19 protein-coding genes are annotated in these 18,598 nt (G+C 62.4%); 10 read left to right on the plus strand and 9 right to left on the minus strand.

Annotation, left to right across the window (positions count from 1 at the left end):
* Window positions 1-150: 150 nt before the first annotated feature.
* The gene (locus CIT25_RS01805) at window positions 151-1,044 is read right to left on the minus strand and encodes a LysR family transcriptional regulator (RefSeq protein WP_095482868.1); all 894 of its coding nucleotides are present in this window, start codon (window positions 1,042-1,044) and stop codon (window positions 151-153) included.
* A 131-nt stretch (window positions 1,045-1,175) separates the two neighbouring features.
* Here CIT25_RS01805 and CIT25_RS01810 point away from each other — a divergent pair, with 131 nt between their 5' ends.
* Window positions 1,176-1,907, plus strand: coding sequence for an SDR family oxidoreductase (locus CIT25_RS01810; RefSeq protein ID WP_095482943.1), 732 nt, complete (start codon window positions 1,176-1,178; stop codon window positions 1,905-1,907).
* A gap of 12 nt (window positions 1,908-1,919) precedes the next feature.
* Here CIT25_RS01810 and CIT25_RS01815 read toward each other — a convergent pair whose 3' ends face one another.
* Window positions 1,920-3,140: an alanine racemase gene (locus tag CIT25_RS01815; RefSeq protein ID WP_095482869.1), complete on the minus strand. Its 1,221-nt coding sequence runs from the start codon at window positions 3,138-3,140 to the stop codon at window positions 1,920-1,922.
* 230 nt (window positions 3,141-3,370) lie between these two features.
* Here CIT25_RS01815 and CIT25_RS01820 point away from each other — a divergent pair, with 230 nt between their 5' ends.
* Together CIT25_RS01820 and CIT25_RS38050 are read left to right on the plus strand one after the other, a co-directional pair.
* Window positions 3,371-4,288: a DMT family transporter gene (locus CIT25_RS01820; protein WP_095482870.1), complete on the plus strand. Its 918-nt coding sequence runs from the start codon at window positions 3,371-3,373 to the stop codon at window positions 4,286-4,288.
* A gap of 36 nt (window positions 4,289-4,324) precedes the next feature.
* Complete coding sequence (locus CIT25_RS38050; RefSeq protein WP_280953341.1) at window positions 4,325-4,456, plus strand: hypothetical protein; 132 nt, start codon at window positions 4,325-4,327, stop codon at window positions 4,454-4,456.
* A 678-nt stretch (window positions 4,457-5,134) separates the two neighbouring features.
* On the opposite strand, the gene metF is transcribed toward CIT25_RS38050, so the two are convergent.
* Both metF and CIT25_RS01830 read right to left on the minus strand, forming a co-directional pair.
* Window positions 5,135-6,052 carry a methylenetetrahydrofolate reductase [NAD(P)H] gene (gene metF, locus CIT25_RS01825; RefSeq protein ID WP_095482871.1) on the minus strand — a complete coding sequence of 306 codons (918 nt, stop codon included), beginning with the start codon at window positions 6,050-6,052 and terminating at the stop codon, window positions 5,135-5,137.
* Window positions 6,052-7,074, minus strand: a complete 1,023-nt coding sequence (locus CIT25_RS01830) for an ArsR/SmtB family transcription factor (protein ID WP_095482872.1) — start codon at window positions 7,072-7,074, stop codon at window positions 6,052-6,054. Before CIT25_RS01830 ends, metF begins: the two co-directional genes overlap by 1 nt.
* A gap of 143 nt (window positions 7,075-7,217) precedes the next feature.
* Between CIT25_RS01830 and tsaA the strand changes: the two genes are divergently transcribed.
* The 4 genes from tsaA (at window position 7,218) to CIT25_RS01850 (ending at window position 10,195) form a co-directional block, all read left to right on the plus strand.
* Window positions 7,218-7,739, plus strand: coding sequence for a tRNA (N6-threonylcarbamoyladenosine(37)-N6)-methyltransferase TrmO (tsaA, locus tag CIT25_RS01835; protein WP_164759326.1), 522 nt, complete (start codon window positions 7,218-7,220; stop codon window positions 7,737-7,739).
* Window positions 7,736-8,047 (plus strand): DUF2293 domain-containing protein, encoded by a 312-nt coding sequence (locus CIT25_RS01840; protein ID WP_095482874.1) that lies wholly within the window; start codon window positions 7,736-7,738, stop codon window positions 8,045-8,047. The genes tsaA and CIT25_RS01840 overlap by 4 nt, the downstream gene beginning before the upstream one ends.
* A 121-nt stretch (window positions 8,048-8,168) precedes the next feature.
* On the plus strand, window positions 8,169-9,128 hold the full coding sequence (locus tag CIT25_RS01845) for a D-amino acid aminotransferase (RefSeq protein WP_095482875.1): 960 nt from the start codon (window positions 8,169-8,171) through the stop codon (window positions 9,126-9,128).
* A gap of 224 nt (window positions 9,129-9,352) precedes the next feature.
* Window positions 9,353-10,195, plus strand: a complete 843-nt coding sequence (locus CIT25_RS01850; RefSeq protein ID WP_095482876.1) for an SDR family oxidoreductase — start codon at window positions 9,353-9,355, stop codon at window positions 10,193-10,195.
* Window positions 10,196-10,251: 56 nt separating this feature from the next.
* Here the strand turns inward: CIT25_RS01850 and CIT25_RS01855 are convergent, their stop codons facing one another.
* The 4 genes from CIT25_RS01855 to ettA form a co-directional block, all read right to left on the minus strand.
* Window positions 10,252-10,869 carry an MOSC domain-containing protein gene (locus CIT25_RS01855; RefSeq protein WP_095482877.1) on the minus strand — a complete coding sequence of 206 codons (618 nt, stop codon included), beginning with the start codon at window positions 10,867-10,869 and terminating at the stop codon, window positions 10,252-10,254.
* Between the two features lie 142 nt (window positions 10,870-11,011).
* On the minus strand, window positions 11,012-12,133 hold the full coding sequence (locus CIT25_RS01860) for a beta-ketoacyl-ACP synthase III (RefSeq protein ID WP_095482878.1): 1,122 nt from the start codon (window positions 12,131-12,133) through the stop codon (window positions 11,012-11,014).
* A 95-nt stretch (window positions 12,134-12,228) separates the two neighbouring features.
* Window positions 12,229-13,017 carry a trans-aconitate 2-methyltransferase gene (tam, locus tag CIT25_RS01865; protein WP_095482879.1) on the minus strand — a complete coding sequence of 263 codons (789 nt, stop codon included), beginning with the start codon at window positions 13,015-13,017 and terminating at the stop codon, window positions 12,229-12,231.
* A gap of 47 nt (window positions 13,018-13,064) precedes the next feature.
* Window positions 13,065-14,714, minus strand: coding sequence for an energy-dependent translational throttle protein EttA (gene ettA / locus CIT25_RS01870; RefSeq protein WP_095482880.1), 1,650 nt, complete (start codon window positions 14,712-14,714; stop codon window positions 13,065-13,067).
* A 40-nt stretch (window positions 14,715-14,754) separates the two neighbouring features.
* Here ettA and CIT25_RS01875 point away from each other — a divergent pair, with 40 nt between their 5' ends.
* Both CIT25_RS01875 and CIT25_RS01880 read left to right on the plus strand, forming a co-directional pair.
* On the plus strand, window positions 14,755-14,958 hold the full coding sequence (locus CIT25_RS01875; RefSeq protein ID WP_095482881.1) for a hypothetical protein: 204 nt from the start codon (window positions 14,755-14,757) through the stop codon (window positions 14,956-14,958).
* Window positions 14,959-14,976: 18 nt separating this feature from the next.
* On the plus strand, window positions 14,977-16,272 hold the full coding sequence (locus CIT25_RS01880) for a GGDEF domain-containing protein (protein ID WP_095482882.1): 1,296 nt from the start codon (window positions 14,977-14,979) through the stop codon (window positions 16,270-16,272).
* A gap of 27 nt (window positions 16,273-16,299) precedes the next feature.
* Here the strand turns inward: CIT25_RS01880 and CIT25_RS01885 are convergent, their stop codons facing one another.
* Window positions 16,300-17,313: a ribonuclease T2 family protein gene (locus CIT25_RS01885; protein WP_095482944.1), complete on the minus strand. Its 1,014-nt coding sequence runs from the start codon at window positions 17,311-17,313 to the stop codon at window positions 16,300-16,302.
* Between the two features lie 207 nt (window positions 17,314-17,520).
* Between CIT25_RS01885 and CIT25_RS01890 the strand changes: the two genes are divergently transcribed.
* Window positions 17,521-18,456, plus strand: coding sequence for an alpha/beta fold hydrolase (locus CIT25_RS01890; RefSeq protein ID WP_095482883.1), 936 nt, complete (start codon window positions 17,521-17,523; stop codon window positions 18,454-18,456).
* Window positions 18,457-18,598 lie beyond the last annotated feature (142 nt).

Consider the following 18,598-nt stretch of genomic DNA (forward strand, 5'->3'; position numbering starts at 1 on the left):
CATCCCGAATCTCCCTGCTCCAACCTTCACCACAGAATCACCGTTCGGCTTCTGTGCAAAGGTCTCACAAGGGGAGAAGGGAAGAACTCACCCTGCCATTGTCTCCAAGGCTGGCAAATCCCTGCGGCGCGTCACCTTCATCGAACGGCATCATCGCCTGGCAAGCAGGAAGTCGATGAAGACGCGCAAGGCCGGCGGAACCTGCCGGGAGCTCGTATGATATAGGTAGAAGCCGGGAAATCGGGGCGACCAGGCTTCGAGAAAACGGATAAGCTTGCCGGCCTCGATCCACGGCCGAACCTGGTATTCCAGCATGTAAGCCACGCCGACCCCGTCCAGGGCCGCCCCGATCATCAGTTCCGTGTCGTTGACCGTCAGACCGCCGTTCACGGCTATTTCCAAAGCGCGCTGGCCTCGCGCAAACTCCCATCGATAGATGTTGCCGCCACCGGGCCATTGGAAATTGATACATTCGTGATGATGCAGGTCAGCGGGATGGCGGGGTATGGGGTGATGCTCCAGATAGCTGGGCGCCGCTACCGCGGCCATCTCCAGCTCCTCACTGAGCTTCACCGCCACCATGTCCTTATGCAGCCGCTCACCAAGCCTGATACCGGCGTCGAATCGTCCCTCCACAATGTCGGTCAGCATGTCATCGATGATTATGGTGAGGGCAATATCGGGATAGGTGCGGCGGAAATCGCCGAGGATGGGCGCGATGAAACGCATCGCGGCAATGCGTGGAACATTGATGCGCAGCGAGCCTGCCGGTCGATCGCGTGAAGCATGCGCGTCGGCGACAGCCCCTTCGAGCTCGCTGAATGCCGGAGCGAGGCGGGCAAACAGCGTTTCGCCTGTTGCGGTCGGCGACACGCTGCGGGTCGTGCGGTTGAGCAGCCGGACACCGACACGCTCTTCCAGCCCGCGTATCGTCTGGCTAAGTGCGGATGGGGAAACCCTGAGCCTGGCCGCGGCGCGGACGAAGCTGCCTTCCTCGACGATCGCCGCAAACGCGTTCAGCTCGGAGAACTCGGTTCCTCGCATTATGTACCCCAAACTTAACAAGCCTATTCGATAATAGGCTATTATCTGAGCAATAGCATGCCCCTAACTTCGACATGGCACTGCCGCCCGATTTGGTGCGGCCGCACACTCAGACGAACAAAGGGACAGCTATGTATCGTTCGCTTGAAGGCAAAACCGCGCTCGTGACGGGCAGTTCGCGCGGCATCGGACGCGCCATCGCCGAGGGGCTCGCGGCAAACGGCGCGGCCGTGGTCGTCAACTATGTCGGTAACGAAAAAGCCGCTCAGGAAGCCGTTGCTGCCATCCGCGAGAATGGCGGAAAGGCCGTCGCCATTCGGGCCGATATCTCCAATATTTCCTACATAAGCCGGCTTTTCGATGAGACCGAAAAGCAGATGGGGCCAATCGACATCGTTGTCGCCAATGTCGGCGTCGCCGTCATAAAGCCGTTCGTCGAGGCCACCGAAGCCGATTTCGACCATGTCTTCGGCGCCAATGCCAAAGGCACCTTCTTCACGCTTCAGGAAGCAGCGCGCCGCGTGCGCGACGGTGGCCGCATCATCGCCGTCTCCACCGGTGGAACCAAAATGTTCTTCACGCAGACGGCCCTTTATCTCGGCAGCAAAGGGGCCGTCGAGCAGTTCGTCCGCGTCCTCTCGCGCGAGCTCGGACCGCGCGGCGTCACCGTGAATACGCTTTCGCCAGGCTTTACCGACACCGACCTGCTTCCGGAGCGGGACCGGGCCGTGGCCGCCGACATGTCGCCTTTCGGCAGGATCGGAGCGCCGCGGGATGTTGCCGATGTCGCGGTTTTCCTCGCCTCCGACGAGGCGCGCTGGCTGACCGGCGAGAACATCCAGGCCGGCGGCGGCGTAGCCTGACCTGCGTATGGCCTAATCCGCCATCGTCTCCAGGCTGGCAAACCCCTGCGGCGCGTCGCCTTCGTCGAACGGCGTTGTCACCTCGACGAATGTGTCGGGATAGAAGCCGTTGAACCGTGTCCTGAGCGACAACGAATAGGCGCCGATATGGCCGATCTCGATCCAGTCACCGGTATCGACCGTTTCCGGCAGCCAGAACGGCCGCGACAGGATGTCGACGGAATCGCAGGTCGCACCGCACACCTTGAACGGCACGATGGTCTTCTCCACGCCATTGCGCGAGCGGATCGCCGGGTCTGGAATGAAGCGCGCCGGCAGCGTGATCTTGCCGGTCCATGAATCCGACAGCGACGCCCAGATGCCGTCATTGATGTAGAGCCGCTTGCCCTTGCGCAGCAGCACGCGCACGATCAGCGACAGGCAGCGCGCCACGATCACCCTGCCCGGCTCCGCCACCAGCGGCATCTGGTCGAACTGGTATTCCTTCAAATCGCCCGACAGCCGCGACATGATCTGGCCGAGCGACGGCATCTCGATCAGCTTGCGGTTGGGATCATGGCCGTACTCGGCGGGAAAACCGCCACCGACGTCGAGCCCGGCAATGTCGAAGCTGACGCGGTTGCGCACCCAGTCGGCCGAGGCCAGCGCCCGCTCATAAGTGTCGGGATCCTCGATCTGGCTGCCGACATGAAAGCACAGCCCGACCTTGTAGCCCGTCCGGTTCAGCCTTTCGGCCAGATCGACCGCATTGGCCGGCCCGGCGCCGAATTTCTTCGACAACTCGTAAGCCGCCGATCCTTTCGTCTGGATGCGCACGAACACCGTGATCGCACCCGGATCGATATCGAGCGCCCGAACCACGCGGGTCAGCTTGGTGATCTCGTCCTCATGGTCGAGCGAGATAACGCGGATGCCATATTTCTCCAGCGCCAGCTTGATGTCCGACTGCGCCTTGACCGGATGCATGTAGAGCATCTCGGCGTCGGGCGAGACCGCGCGCACGGCGGCGAACTCACCGGGCGAGGCCACGTCGAAGGCATTGACGCCGGCCTCGACCAGCGCCTTCAGCACGATCTGCTCGCCGTTGGTCTTGACCGCATAGGCGGTCTTGCCGGGAAACATGCCCATGAACTGCCTGGCGTCCGCCTTCAGCACCTGCGGGCGGAAGCAATAGATCGGATCGTCCGGGCGAAGCGCCAGCGCCGCCTCGCGGGCATTTTCGAATCGCTGCATGGACGAATCCCTTGACCTGAACTGCGCACAATTAATCCAACCTATGCGTGAATGAAAACAATTCTGTGTCTCGCGCCGCTGAAGCTGCGGCGCTACGCCGGATGACAGGCCAGACGACAGGAAAGCTAGCCCACCGATCTGGTTTCGGGTGGCCCTTGCCATCGAACAGGATATGGCCTGAACAGACGCTTGATTGGCTTGGCATTCAGGGCCATCTGGGAGGACGATCCATGGCGATCACAACCACGACTGTAATGCGCGGCCCAATGGCCCTGAAAGACTGGGGGCAGCTTCTGCTGCTCGGTGCGATCTGGGGCGGCTCGTTCTTCTTTGCCCGCATTGCCGTTGCTGAGCTCCCCCCGCTGGTGCTGGTGCTGTTTCGCGTCGCCATCGCAGCGCTGGCGCTGCACCTCTATCTTGGCCTGCGCGGCCCGTCCTTCCGCCTCGCCTTGCCGCATGCCGGCCTGTTCTTCCTGCTGGCGCTCGTCAACAACGTCATTCCCTTCTCGCTGATCTTCGCCGGGCAGACCGAGCTTGGCGCCGGTGTCGCCTCGGTGCTCAATTCGACGACGCCGTTCTGGACGTTGATCCTCGCCAACGCGCTTACATCAGACGAAAAACTCTCCTGGAACAAGCTTGCCGGCATCGCGCTCGGCATCGTCGGCACAGCGGTGATGATCGGTCCCGGCCTGCTTGCCGGGCTCGGCGGACCGGTCTGGGCAAAATTCGCGCTGATCGGCGCGTCGCTGTCCTATGCCGTCGCCCTGATGGTGGCCCGCCGCTTCAAAGGCGTGCCGTCACCGATCATCGCCACCGGACAATTGACCGCCTCGACCATCATCATGATCCCGGTCGTGCTGCTCGGCTATGGTCCCGCCAACCTGTTTTCGGCCTCGCCGCCGGTCTGGGCGGCGGTGTTAGCGCTGGCGTTGCTGTCCACTGCCTTCGCCTACATTCTCTATTTCAACCTCGTCGCTTCGGCCGGCGCCACCAACGCCTCGCTGGTCACGCTCATCGTGCCGGCCAGCGCCATCCTGCTCGGTTTCCTGTTCCTGGGCGAACGGCTTGAATTGTTCGAGCTCGGCGGCATGGCGCTGATCGTGCTCGGCCTCGTAACCATCGACGGCCGCATGTTCAGCCGACGGTAGCGTCATTCCTGCGACATCGGTTTCGGGAACGACGGGTTGGCTCAGATGAAGCTGCGTCCCGATCGGTCGGTTCATGAGGTCGGCGAGCGGCACAGCCTGGCCTTGAGCGAGCACGCCCCCCTGCTCCACCTGTATGATGTCATCGGGGAAGACGTCGTCGATCCGTAGTACCCGCGACCCTTCGTAGAACCTGCTCATCAGTTGGCACCCGCGGGATTTTCGACGAGGACGGGGCCGGCGATCGGCGGAGCTGGAATGGTTGCTGTCATGGTTCCAAACGCGCCCTTGCAGACCGGACGTTGGCTAAACGCCTCGTGTTACATTGCTTTACGCTGGGTCAAGATAAAGCAAGCCGCGCATCGGGACAGTCGTCATATGCCGACTGTCGGCAATCCTGATTTCAGAACCGAAAGTCCGCGCAAAAGACGAATCCGGCTTTTGGGCCGACGCGGTAGCGCTGCCATCCTCGATATTGCCCAGGCTTCGCCACAATTTATTCACAGGTCCGAAGCCGGCTTTTGCCGAAGAGTTTCAATGCCTAACGGCAAAGAGCCGGTCGCAAATTCCACAATGTCGTCGCATTGCAACATATTTTCCGCTTGCCTGTGGCACAAATGACCCTAGACTCTGGCCATAGCTCTTTAAGAGGAGGCTATGACATGGGACTCACGAGGCCAATCAACGCATTGATGATTTGTGCTGCATTTGCATTTATCGGAGCCCTGATTATGGGCTTTCTTCCGTAAGACCCGCCAAGCGACGGAAGGCCAGCACCGAATAGTTCCAACTCATTGAAAAGGCCGGGTTTTTACCCGGCCTTTTTGGTTTTCAAAACGGCGATAGAGATTACGCCGCGGCAGACCCCGCAGCTTCCGCCTCATGCGAGCGGATGCCGATCATGTGGCAGATGGCGAACACCAGATCGGCGCGGTTCATGGTGTAGAAGTGGAAATCGCCGACCCCGCGCTCGACAAGGTCGAGCACCTGCTCGGCCGCAACGGCCGATGCCACCAGCGCGTGCGTCTGCGGGTCCTTCTGCAGCCCGTCGAAGCGCTCGGCCAGCCATGCCGGCACCAGCGCGCCGGCGCGCGACGAGAAATTGGCCACCTGGGTGAAATTGTGGACCGGCAATATGCCCGGCACGATCGGTATGTAAATGCCGGCCCGCCGCGCCCGCTCGACATAGCGCTCATAAAGATCATTGTCGAAGAAGAACTGGGTGATCGCCCGTGTCGCGCCATTGTCGACCTTGCGCTTCAGCATGTCGATGTCGGTGGCGAAATCCGGGCTCTCCGGATGCTTTTCCGGATAGGCGGAGACCGAGATGTCGAAATCGCCGACACCTTTCAGCGCCCCCACCAGTTCGGCACCGTTGGCGTAGCCGTCCGGATGCGGACGGTAGGCGGCGCCGACGCCCTCGGCCGGATCGCCGCGCAAGGCGACGAAGCGGGTGACACCCATCTCGGCGAATTCCTGAATGACCTCATCGACCTCGTGACGCGCCGCGTTGACGCAGGTCATGTGCGCCGCCGGCGTCAGCGCCGTTTCGTTGAGGATGCGCTTGACCGTGCGCGCCGTGCGCTCTCGCGTCGAGCCGCCGGCGCCATAGGTGACGGAGACGAATTTCGGCTTGAGCGGCTCCAGCCGGGTGACTGTGTCCCACAGCCTTGCTTCCATCTCGTCGCTCTTCGGTGGGAAGAACTCGAATGAAACCCGGATCTTGTCGCCAATGTCAGGGCGGCGGGAGAAGCGGAACTGGTTCATCAGGCGGTTTCCCCTATCGGATAGGCATTGGCCGGTTGTGCGTGGCTGGAAGGATCGGCGATCAGCATGCGCTGGTCACGGCCGAGCCACAGCTTTACGGTGAGCCTGGCCTCGTTGCCGCCGCGCGGCTCGAATTCCTGGCTGTCCTCGAGGTCGAGCCCGGCCTCGGAAAACCACTCAGTGATCTGGCGGTCGGAAAAGCCGAGCCGCACATGCGCGTGTGCATCGCGCAGGAATTCCAGCGCATGCGGAGCGAAATCGACGATCACTAGCCGGCCTGCCGGGCGCAACAGCCGTGCTGCCTCGCGGATGGCGCGGGCGGGATCGTCGAGATAGTGCAGCACCTGGTGGATGGTGACGAGATCGAAGGCATCGCGCTCGACCGGCGGCGCAAAAATGTCGCCCTGGCGCACCTGCGCATTCGAAATGCCTGCCTTGTCGAGGTTGGCGCGCGCCACGGTCAGCATCTCGCGCGACATGTCGATGCCGACGCCGCGCCGGTAGAGCGGCGAAAAGATTTCGAGCAGCCGCCCGGTGCCGGTGCCGAGATCGAGCATCGACTGGAACGGCCGCTTGCCGACGAGCTTGAGCAGCGCTGCCTCCACGGCGCGGTCCGGCACATGCAGCGAGCGGATATGATCCCAGCTTGCGGCATTTACGGAGAAATATTCGGCGGCGCGATCCTGCCGCTTGCGCTTGACCGCCGCCAGCCGCTCGAGGTCACGCTCGACCTGCGGGTCGGCGCCACGGATGCTGGAAACCAGCCGCAGCACGAAATCGCGCGCCGCATCCGAATCCGACAACCGGAAGAAGGCCCACGAGCCCTCCTGGTAGCGGCCGATCAGTCCGGCTTCCAGCAGCAACTTCAGGTGGCGCGAGACGCGCGGCTGCGACTGGCCGAGGATTTCGGTGAGATCGGAAACGGTCAGGTCACCGCGCGACAGCAACGCCAGGATGCGCAGCCGGCTGGATTCGGCCGCCGCCTTCAATGTATCTACCATAGTGTCGAGAGCGACATGCATGCGAGCATTCTCTTTGAAAAAGATATAAACATATGTTTATGTCGATTTTGATGGCCTTGCAAGCGCTATGTCGCTTCCGGACAAGAAAATGACGCATGCGTGGTGGATTGCGCAAAGCTGGAAGCATGATCGAGGCGAAAACTATGTTCGAGACGCGCAACGGCGAAAAGCTTCTGGACACCGATCCGGCTGATATGCCGCCGGACGGCCATATCGTCTTCATCGGCCGTATCGCCTCGCCCTGGACCGCGCGGGAAACTTGCCCCAAGAACATGAAAGCCGCGCGGGAGACGGGACAGCCGGCGGTTCTCACGATCGACCAGCCCTATCGTGACGGACTGCTCGGGCTGGAGCGTGCCAGCCACGTCATCATCCTGTCCTGGCTCCACCACGCGCCGCGGGCCCTGATTGTCCAGAAACCCCGCCATGCGGCTGAACCGAAAGGCGTTTTTTCGCTGCGCTCCCCTGCCCGGCCGAACCCGGTCGGGCTGCATATCGCCAAGCTCGTCGCACTCGACATCGACACCGGCCGCATCGATCTCGACGCCATCGACGTGCTCGACGGCACGCCGGTCGTCGACATCAAGCCCTACTTCGCCTCGACCGACGCCTTCCCCGAGGCAACCGTGGCCGGACGGGACGAGCCCGGAAGGGTCGAACGATGAGCGCGCCGACCGGCCGCCGCCGGGCCATCGCCAAGGCGCTGACAGCCCTTCTGCCACTGGCGCCCTATGCCGACATGGAAAAGATCCGCGCTGACGCCGGCGCGGTGCACATGAAGACCTTGCCGCCGACGATCGCCGTGTGGCTGGCGACGACAGCCCATATCCGTCATGTGCACACCGACTACGAAAAGCTGCTGGCAGAAGGCTACGACCGCGACTCGGCGCGCTTCTTCGTGATGGAACAGATCAACGTTGTGCTGACCCGCTGGCGCGCCACGCGTCTGCTCGATGACAACGAGGAAGAATAGCTGGTTCTTCGATGGCCCAGCAGCCAATGGTCCAGTGGCAAGCCCAGCCTGTGTCTTGTGCCACCCACCGTGCCGCTCTATTCCGCCATCTGGTCGGCGAAAACGACCAGAGGGGGGCGTGATGAGCAAGTCGATCGATCCGCAAGCCAACCGCCTGCCTGAGCTCTCCGCTCATCATCAAGACCCGCACTCCTATCCGGATGGCATTGCATTCCTGGACGGGCAATATCTGCCGATGTCGCAAGCCAAGATCTCGGTGCTGGATTGGGGCTTCCTGCATTCCGACGCCACCTATGACACCGTGCATGTCTGGAACGGCCGATTCTTCCGTCTCGACCTGCATCTCGACCGCTTCTTCGGCGGGTTGGAAAAGCTGCGCATGACGATCCCGTTCGACCGCGAAGGCGTGGCCGAAATCCTCCACAATTGCGTGGTGCTGTCGGGTCATCGCGCCGCTTATGTCGAGATGCTGTGCACGCGCGGCGTCTCCCCGACCTTCAGCCGTGACCCGCGCGACGCGGTCAACCGCTTCATGGCTTTCGCCGTTCCCTTCGGCTCGGTCGCCAATGCCGAGCAATTGCAGCGCGGCCTTCATGTGGCGATCAGCGACAAGGTGCGCATCCCACCGGCCTCGATCGACCCGGCTATCAAGAACTATCATTGGCTCGACCTGGTGCGAGGCCTCTACGACGCCTATGACCGCGGCGCGGAGACAGCACTGGTCCTCGATTTCAACGGCAATGTCGCGGAAGGCCCCGGTTTCAACGTCTTTTGCGTGAATGATGGCAAACTGTCGACGCCGGCCGTCGGCGTGCTGCCCGGCATCACCCGCCGCACCGTCTTCGATCTCTGCGCGGAGGCAGGACTTGCCGTCACAGCGGCCGATGTCAGCGTCGCCGCGCTGCGTCAGTCCGACGAGATCTTCATCACCTCGACCGCCGGCGGCATCATGCCGGTGACGGTGATCGACGGTGTTCCGGTCGCGGACGGCAAAGTCGGCGCGATTACCAAGCGCCTCATGGCGATGTATTGGCAGAAGCACGAGGACCCGGCCTGGTCGAGCCCGGTGCGCTATCCCTGACCCCTGACCGACATCTTCTGGCGTCGGGTCTCATCAACAAAATGTGCTCGACCTTGGAAAAACGGAGCGTGCTTCGTATATGCCGGAAGCGGAGCAGCCTCCGTTTAGACCATGATCCCGAACCGAAGGTCCGCGTCAGTGAAAAGTGGAATCCGGTTTTCGGAATATCATGGTCAGACAAGAACTCACAATCAAAGACCCGCAAGGGCAGGAACTGGTGGATCATGACATACAAGGTTTGGTTTATTACCGGATCGTCGAAGGGTTTCGGCCGCGTCTGGGCGGAAGCCGCGCTCGCCCGCGGTGACCGCGTCGCGGCAACGGCCCGCAATGTCGGCACGCTCGCCGATCTCGTCGATAAATATGGTGACCACATCGCCGCAATAGAGCTTGATGTCACCGACAAGAAAGCCGTCGATGCCGCCATTGCCGAAGCGCATGGCCGTTTCGGCCGGCTCGACGTCGTCATCAACAATGCCGGCTATGGCCATTTCGGCGCCATCGAGGAAGTCAGCGAACAGGAAGCCCGCGACCAGATCGAAACCAATGTGTTCGGCGCTCTTTGGGTGACCCAGGCCGCCCTGCCGATCATGCGGGCGCAGCGTTCCGGCCACATTATCCAGATCTCGTCGATCGGCGGCGTCAATGCCTTTGCGTCGCTCGGCCTCTATCATGCGTCGAAATGGGCGCTGGAAGCGTTTAGCCAGTCGCTCAGTATCGAGGTCGCGGAGTTCGGCATCCATGTGACGCTTGTCGAGCCGGGCGGGTTCTCCACCGACTGGGCCGGCCCGTCCGCCAAGGTTTCGAAGCCGATCGCTGCCTATGAGCCGGCCCGTGCCGCGATGGCGGAGCGCCGCAAGCGCTCGGTGGCTGGTGATCCCGCCGCCACCGGACCGGCAATGCTTGAAATCGTCGATGCGGCCGAACCGCCGCTGCGGGTATTCTTCGGCGATGGCGGCCTGCCGATGATCCGCCAAGAATACGCCAACCGCATCGCGCTCTGGGAAAAGTGGGATCACGTGTCCGTCATGGCGCAGGGCGAGAACAAGAACCGCAAGGCCGCCTAGAGGCGATCCGGAAATCGCTACGCCGCCATGGCGGCGTAGCCCCAGTCTCACCTGCCCTAAGCTCGGTAAATCCACTGCTCCGGCACGCGCACCGAAATCTCCTCGCCTGCCGTGATGCGGCCTGGCTTTTCGACCCAGGCGACGAGGCCGCGCAACCGCTTTGCCACCTTCGGAAACAGCAGCGCGCCGGCCTCATGGTCGGCCATTCCGGCATTTTCGGCGACCGAGCGTCCGGCGATGCGGCAAGGCCCGTTCTGCGCGTCGACCTTGATGGTGACGCCGCCTTTGAAGAACAGCAGCGTGCCGGACGGCAGCATGGAGAGATGCGGCAAGCCTTCGATCAAGAGGTTGGCGCCGATCCACTCCGGCTTGATCTCGGCGATGCCCATCCGCTGGGCGACGATCGCCAGCTCGTCCGCCGCCACGACGGACAATTGCCGCTCGTTGCGCATTTCGGTACCGCGTGGATACCAGGGTTCGCGCCCGCCGGAGCGCCGCGTCGCGCCGGCGTGGAAATCGCCGTCGATGCCGTCGAAGCCAAGCCGCAATTCATTCACCGCGCGGGTCTCGAAATGATCCGATGGCGCGACGTAAAGCGCTGCCACCTGCGCGGCAAGCTTCCGCGCCGGGATGATTTCGATCGGATTTTCGGCCTCGGGGAAGAGATCCAGCATAGGCTTCGCTCCTTGCGTGATGCCGCGCAATTAGCCGCAGTCAGCTCATCAGGTCCAGTCTAAAGCGCTGATGCTCCGATCAAGGAGACTGATGCGATTGTACCGGCTCGTTCCAATGCTGACGCGTACGCGCCAAAATAGATCAGAGCATGCGCAATAGCGCCCCGCCAATCGAATAGCCGGCACCGAAGGCGCAGAGCAGGCCGTAGTCTCCGGCCTTCATGTCGGCGTGGTTCTCCGACAGGGCGACGATCGCGCCGGCGCCGGCGGTGTTGCCGAGGCGCTCCAGCACCATCGGCGCGCGGTCATGATCGACCTCGTGGCCGAACGACAGTTTCAGGATCATGGCGTTCATCCGCGCATTGGCCTGATGCAGCCAGAAGCGCCGGATCGCCTGCGGCGTCAGCCCGTGTTCGGCCAGGAACTCGACGATGAATTTATGCCCGGCAACGGTAACTTCCTTGAACACCTTGTTGCCGACCTGCTTGATCAGATTGCCTTCCAGATTGATCATATACGGATCGTCCTGGGCGGTGCGCGTGTGGTAGCCGAGATTGGTGCGGATATTGTTGGACATCTGCGTCCAGGTGCGCGTGTCGAGCACTTCAAAACGTCCGGGCCGCTTCTCGCCCTGGGCAAGCCCCCCGACGATCATCGAAACAGAGGCATCGCCGAAGATGAAATGCGTCTGCCGGTCGCGGAAATTGAGATGGCCGGTGATGATCTCGGGCGTCGTCACCAGCACGCGCCTGTGGGCGCCGGCCCGCACCAGATTGACCGCAATGTGCAATGCCGCCGCCGCCGACGAGCAGCCAAGCCCCATGTCGAAGCCGGCGCCCTTCGTGCCCATCGCCTGCTGCATCTCGATGGCGATCGCCGGATAGGGCCGCTGGTGATGCGAGGCCGAGCAGATCACCAGGTCGATATCCCCAGGCTCCAGGCCGGCATGGTCGAGCGCTTTCCTGGCCGACGCGATGCCGAACTCGGCTTCCAACGACAGCGCATCGTCCGGCCGCGCCGGAATGCGCGGCGCCATGCGGGTCGGGTCGAGAATGCCTTCCCGCTCGATCACATGGCGGGTCTGCACGCCCGAAGCATGAACGATGAAGGCGCTGTCCGACTTCTGCAGCAGCGTCTCGCCCGTGGCCCGGCGGCGGACATTCTCCATGTCGACCCAGGCATTGAAGCTGCCGACCAGTTCTTCATTGGTGATCGAAGGCTCGGGGATTTCAACGCCGATGCCGCTGATGATGACGCGATGCATTTTCAGTTCGTCCCCATGCGCAGGCGTTGCGGCTTGATGTGGGCGCCGCGAGAGCTCGGCGCAACATCTTTCGCATCAAGCAAGTTTATGCGGGCTTAAATCAAGTGCCTGAGCAAAGCGGCGCGCCGCGCGACGATGAAGAGGCGGGGAAAGCGCAGCAGCACCTTGCCGTTCGCCGTCTTCGGATAGGCTTGCGCGATCGCTGCCGTGTAGCGGTTGAGGAAAAGCCGCCGCTCGTCCTCGTCGAGCGGATCGAGGAACGGCTTCAGCCCAGTCGACTTCAGCCACTCGACGATGGCTTCGGCATCGGCCAGCGGGTGATTGTAGGCCGTGTGCCAGATGTCGAGCCGGTCGGAGAACGGCGACAAAAGATCGTAGTAGAACGATACCGGCGGCAGTTGCCCGCGCGCTGCATTCCTCAGCTTGTCGGCAAACGGCATTTCGGCCGCCGTCTCCCGCATCAGCCGGTGCGAGGGCTCGCTCATATTGTCGGGCATCTGCACGGCAAGCGCGCCGCCGGGCGCCAAAAATCCTATCAGCCGCTGCAAGATCGCCGGATGCTCGGGCAGCCACTGGAACACTGCGTTGGCGAAGATCACGTCGACCGGTTTTTCGGGCTGCCACGCCGCCGCATCGGCCAACTCGAAGGTTACATCAGGCAAACGTGCCCTCGCCTTCTCGATCATGTCGGGCGAGGTGTCGAACCCGCTGACCTGCGCGCTCGGCCAGCGTTCGACCAGCAATCCGGTCGAATTGCCAGGTCCGCAGCCGATATCGACCACCCGCTGCGGTGCCTCCACCGGCACCTGCGCGACGAGATCGCGCGACGGCCGCGTGCGCTCGTCCTCGAATTTCAGATATTGGGCGGCGGACCAATCAGCCATTTCAGCTCCTCAGGTCATTCGAGAATTCGCCGCCCGATATGCGCACTCTACCTCGTCAGCCGCTTATACGTCATCCTGTGCGGATTGACGGCATCGGGGCCCAGCCGGCGGATCTTGTCCTGCTCGTAATCCTCGAAATTGCCCTCGAACCATTCGACATGGCTATCGCCCTCAAAGGCGAGGATGTGCGTCGCCAGCCGGTCGAGGAACATGCGGTCGTGCGAGATGATGACGGCGCAGCCGGCGAAGTTTTCCAGCGCGTCTTCGAGGGCCGCCAGCGTTTCCGTATCGAGATCGTTGGTCGGTTCGTCGAGCAGCAGCACATTGCCGCCGGTCTTCAGCATCTTGGCCAGATGCACACGGTTGCGCTGGCCGCCGGACAGATTGCCGACCTTCTGCTGCTGGTCGCCGCCACGAAAATTGAACGACGCGCAATAGGCGCGGGTGTTGGCCTCGAACTTGCCGAGCTTGACCACTTCGGCGCCGCCCGAGATTTCTTCCCACACGGTCTTGGTTGGGTCGAGTGCGTCGCGGCTCTGGTCGACGTAACCGAGCTTGACCGTCTCGCCGACGCGGATCGTGCCGGCATCCGGCTTTTCCTGGCCGGTGATCATGCGGAACAAAGTCGTCTTGCCGGCGCCGTTCGGGCCGATGACGCCGACGATGCCGCCCGGCGGCAGCTTGAATTCGAGATCGTCGATCAGCAGCGTGTCGCCAAAGCCCTTCGACAGGTCGTCGACCTCGATCACCACATTGCCGAGCCGCTCGCCATGCGGAATGACGATCTGTGTGTCGCTCGGACGCCGCTTGTCGGCTGCGTCCAGCAGATCCTGGAACGCCTGGATGCGCGCTTTCGATTTGGTCTGCCGGGCCTTCGGGCTGGACTGGATCCACTCGCGCTCGCGGCCGATCGCCCGCTGGCGTGCGTCGTCCTCGCGGCCCTCCTGCTTGAGCCGCTTGGCCTTGGCTTCGAGATATTTAGTGTAGTTGCCCTCATACGGAATGCCGCGGCCGCGGTCGAGCTCGAGGATCCAGCCGGTGACATTGTCGAGGAAGTAGCGATCGTGGGTGATGATCATCACGGCGCCCGGATAGGCGCGCAGATGCTTTTCCAGCCAGGCTGTGGTCTCGGCGTCGAGATGGTTGGTCGGCTCGTCTAGCAGCAGAAGGTCGGGCTGGCGCAGCAGGAGCTGGCAAAGCGCGACGCGGCGGCGCTCGCCGCCCGACAGCTTGGTGACGTCGGCTTCCTTAGGCGGACAGCCCAGCGCTTCCATCGCCATCTCGACCTGTTGTTCGAGATCCCACAGGTTGAGCCGGTCCATCTCGTCCTGGAGCTTGGCCGACTCGTCGGCCGTGTCGTCGGAATAGTTCATCATCAATTCGTTGTAGCGCTCGATGATGGCAGTCTTGGCGGCGACGCCTTCCATGACGTTCTCGAACACGGTCTTGCTCGCATCGAGTGCCGGCTCCTGCGCCAAGTAGCCGACGGTCGCGCCTTCGGCCAGCCACGCCTCACCGCTCCACTCCTTGTCGATGCCGGCCATGATCTTGAGGATCGTCGACTTGCCGGCGCCGTTCGGACCGAGGATGCCGATCTTGGCATCCGGGTAGAAGGAGAGGTGGATATTCTCGAGCACCTTCTTGGTGCCATAGGCCTTGTTGAGGCCGGCCATGTGATAGATGAACTGGCGTGCCACGCGCGCTTTCCCTGAAAAGTCGACTGGAATGTCGGATTGAATGGAAGTTGCGCGCTATGTAGGCGATGCCGCGCCGAACGGCAAACTGTTTTGGCATTTGTGGCTCATCTTCGGGCCGAAGACGCTCATCGAACTGTCGCCGCTTTCGGTTCGCTGCATAGCCCGGCGCAAGCTCCGGTTAACCATTCCGCGTCAAAAAGGTGTCGGATGGGGAATCGCCGGCAAGCCGCGATTTCTGCGGTGAAAGATCGGATCGACGGCGTTGTTGAACAGTTGCCTGCTCCTTGCCGAAGCGGTTCTCTATTTCGGTGTCATGGTCACGCTTTTCCGGTTCAGGCACCGCATCGGCCTCGGCGTGTTTGTCTGCGCGCTCGGGGTCATGCATTTCCTCGAAACCTACCTCGCCAGCGTCTTTTACGTCGCGCTACCGTTCGGCATGGTTTCGCCCGGTTCCGCCGTGCTGTTTTCCGGCAAGCTTGTGATGCTCCTGCTGCTTTACATCAAGGAGGACGCGGCAACCGTCCGGCAGCCGATCTACGGCCTGTTGCTCGGCAATGCCCTGATGATCGGGCTTGTGCTCGTCCTGCGCCTGCATGAGATCGCACCGCTTCCCAGTGGCAAGCTTCCCGACATCGGCTTCATCGACCAGATGGGCTGGCTGATGGTGTGGGGCACGATGCTGCTCTTCGTTGACGCCATCCTGATCATCCTGCTCTACGAAAAGCTTGGGCGTTATCTTCGCAAGGCGCTTTTTACCCGCATCCTGGTCTCCGTCGCCTGCGTGCTGACATTCGACCAGGCTGGGTTTTTCACCGCGCTGCACTTCGTCACCGGCGCACCAATCGCGGTTTTCTTCGGCGGCGGGTTCGCCAAGATGGGCGCGGCGCTTGCCTACAGCATCATGCTTGTCGCTTACATCAGATGGTTCGAGGCGCGGCAGATCCCGGCCCCGCGCGGGCTGTCCGACATATTCGACACGCTGACCTACCGCGAGCGCTATGAGGCGCTGATCGAGCATGTCGGCCGCGACGGCCTCACCGGCCTGCTGCACAGAGGACGCTTCGACAGCGACGGCGAAGCGGCCGTTGCCGCCAGCCTGCGAACGGCCAAGCCGCTCAGCCTGCTGATCATCGACGTCGACCACTTCAAATCGATCAACGATCGCTTCGGCCACGCCGAGGGCGACAAGGTGCTGAAATCCGTCGCCGCCCTGCTCGGCGAGATTGTCGGTCCCGAGGATCAGGTGTTCAGGATCGGCGGAGAGGAATTCGCCATCCTCTGCTCACGTCCGCATTCGGTCGCCAGGCTGCTTGGCGAAAGCATCAGGCACGCGGTCAAGACATCCGCAAACACCAGCCGGTTCGACATCACCGTCAGCGCCGGCATCTCCACCGTTAGTGAGACAACCCGCTGCCTTGCCGATCTTTTTGCGCTGGCCGACCAGCGCCTCTACAAGGCCAAATCGACCGGGCGCGACCGCGTCGTCGGCGAACCGGGCGGCCACGAGGCCGACAGCCTCACCGCGTGGACCAGGTCAGGGCGCAGCGCCGAAGCATAATTTCCGGCCTGCCTGCTGGCTTGCCTGTTATTGGAATCCTGTGGGATCGACAACGCCTTTCGGGCAGCCGGCTTTGCTTGTCGGCGCGGCAGCCTGCATCAGGTCGCCGAGCCGACTGCTCGGACCGATTGGGCCGGTGAGGCCAAGCGTCAGCTCACCGATCAGCCGCCTACCACTCGTCGAATCGACCAGGCAGGATAGCCGGACCCGCTCACCTGCCCCGGCGCCAAACGCGCTATCGAAGGCACTGCGGATCTGATCCGACGTCAGTTGCTTGCCGATGTTCTTTGCAAACAGATCACGCACCGTTGAAGCATTTACCGCGCGCGTCAGGTTCAGCGCATCGGAAAAATACTCTTGCTGGCTCTTGCCGTAGCAGGTGCCATGCTTGATCCATTCATGTCTTTCCAAGTCTGATGCGGTGCCCGGCATCACCCGATCGAGTTCCGAACGCGTGTTCGGGGCGAGCTCGACCGGCGGCAGATCCTGCCAGTGCGCCGGATTGTCGTTCGCCTTGTCGGCCGCTGCCACCTGGCAATAGAAATTTCCGTTCGGCTGCGGCCACAGCCCGTGCAAAGTGAAATGCGTGGCGTCGAAACCGGCCGCAGTCTGCGCCTTGCATTCAGTCTTGCCGGGCCTGGTTTCGCAAAAGGCCGGCTGCCAGCTCAGCGCGAGGACATATTCGGGCTTTCCCGAAACCGGCGCAGCAGATTTGTCCCCTTCGGTCGGCACCGGCGCGGCCGTGGATGCGCTGCCACCCGAAACATGGCCGCAATCGACCTTCACCCATCGGCGCTCCGGATCCGCACCCGGCACGCGGATCAGATAATGCGTGGGAGCATCCTTGTTGCCGGCCAGAAGCTCGTAGCTCTGTCCCGCATCGGTCGAGATGTCGCCGGGGTTCTTGCCGCTCTTGATGGCCTGCGTCGCTGGACAGGTGGCGTCGGCTACGAAAGAGCCGCTCATCTTGACCTCGGCCCGCGCAGCACCCGTTAGCAACGCGGCGACAAGCGCCAATCCGAAAACAAGACCTGTCCGCATGCGCATAGAAGGACCCCCGGCTGAAAGATGCTGCGGCAACAGACTGCCGCCCTCTCTCGGTATCAAATTTTCCATGTCAGAATTGCGATACCGCGCGTTGCGACGCAAGAACAGCGTTGCGAAAACACCGCCAACGGATTGACGCAAAACCGGCGTCGGCGCACACAAACGCCGGAGGCGCGAAAACGCGTTGGAGACGAAGCGACAATGTCATTCAGCCAGCAGCGCGTGCTCCGATCGCCGACCGGTGCTGCGCTAAACCTTTATGTGAAACGCGCCGAGGGCCGCCCGCGCGCCGCTGTCCAGATCAATCACGGACTGGCCGAACACGCCGCGCGCTATGTCCGCTTCGCTACCTTTCTGGGTGAGCGCGGCTTCCATGTCTACGCCCATGACCATCGCGGCCATGGCGCAACCAAGGCGCCAGACGCGCCGCTCGGCCAGTTCGCTCAATCAGATGGCGGCGCCAAGGTCATCGCCGATGTCGCCGCCGTGCACGATCTGATCGCCGACGAACATCCCCACCTGCCCGTCATCGTGTTTGGCCATTCCATGGGCGGCCTCGTCGCCCTGAATTTCATGCTTCATCATTCGAACCGCCTGCACGCCGCCGCCATCTGGAACGCGAATTTTTCAGCTGGGCTCGCTGGCCGTGCCGCGCAAATGATCCTTGCCTGGGAAAAGTTCCGGCTCGGCTCCGACATGCCGTCGCGCATGCTGCCGAGACTGACCTTCCAGGCTTGGGGCAAAGCCGTCCCCGATCACCGGACGCCGTTCGACTGGCTGTCGCGCGACGCAGCCGAGGTCGACAAATACATCGCCGATCCGCTGTGCCGCTGGGATGCCTCGGTGTCGATGTGGCGCGATGTGTTCGGCTTTGTCTTCCAGGGCGCCGCCGACGCCAATTTTTCCGGCGTCCGCAAGACCCTGCCGATCTGTCTGGTCGGCGGCCAAAAGGACCCCGCCACCGACGGCGGCAAGGCAGTCAGCGACCTCGCTGGACGCCTGCACAGGATGGGCTTTTCGAATCTCGTTTCAAAGGTTTACGCCGAGACCCGCCACGAAAGCCTGAACGAAGTGAATCGAGATATCATCATGGATGATTTCGCCGCATGGAGCGACCGCGTGCTGAAACAAGCGTGATCAAGATAGGCATGGCCGACATTGACACAATCGGATTGGCCTATCTCAAGGACCGTGACAGCAGCACGCGGGATTGATAGTGCATGTTGCCCAAAAGTGCGCAGCGGTTTTGGGACAACGACATGCACAAAAAAGAAATCCA

This window comes from Mesorhizobium mediterraneum (genome assembly GCF_002284565.1).
In the GTDB taxonomy this organism is placed as follows: domain Bacteria; phylum Pseudomonadota; class Alphaproteobacteria; order Rhizobiales; family Rhizobiaceae; genus Mesorhizobium; species Mesorhizobium mediterraneum.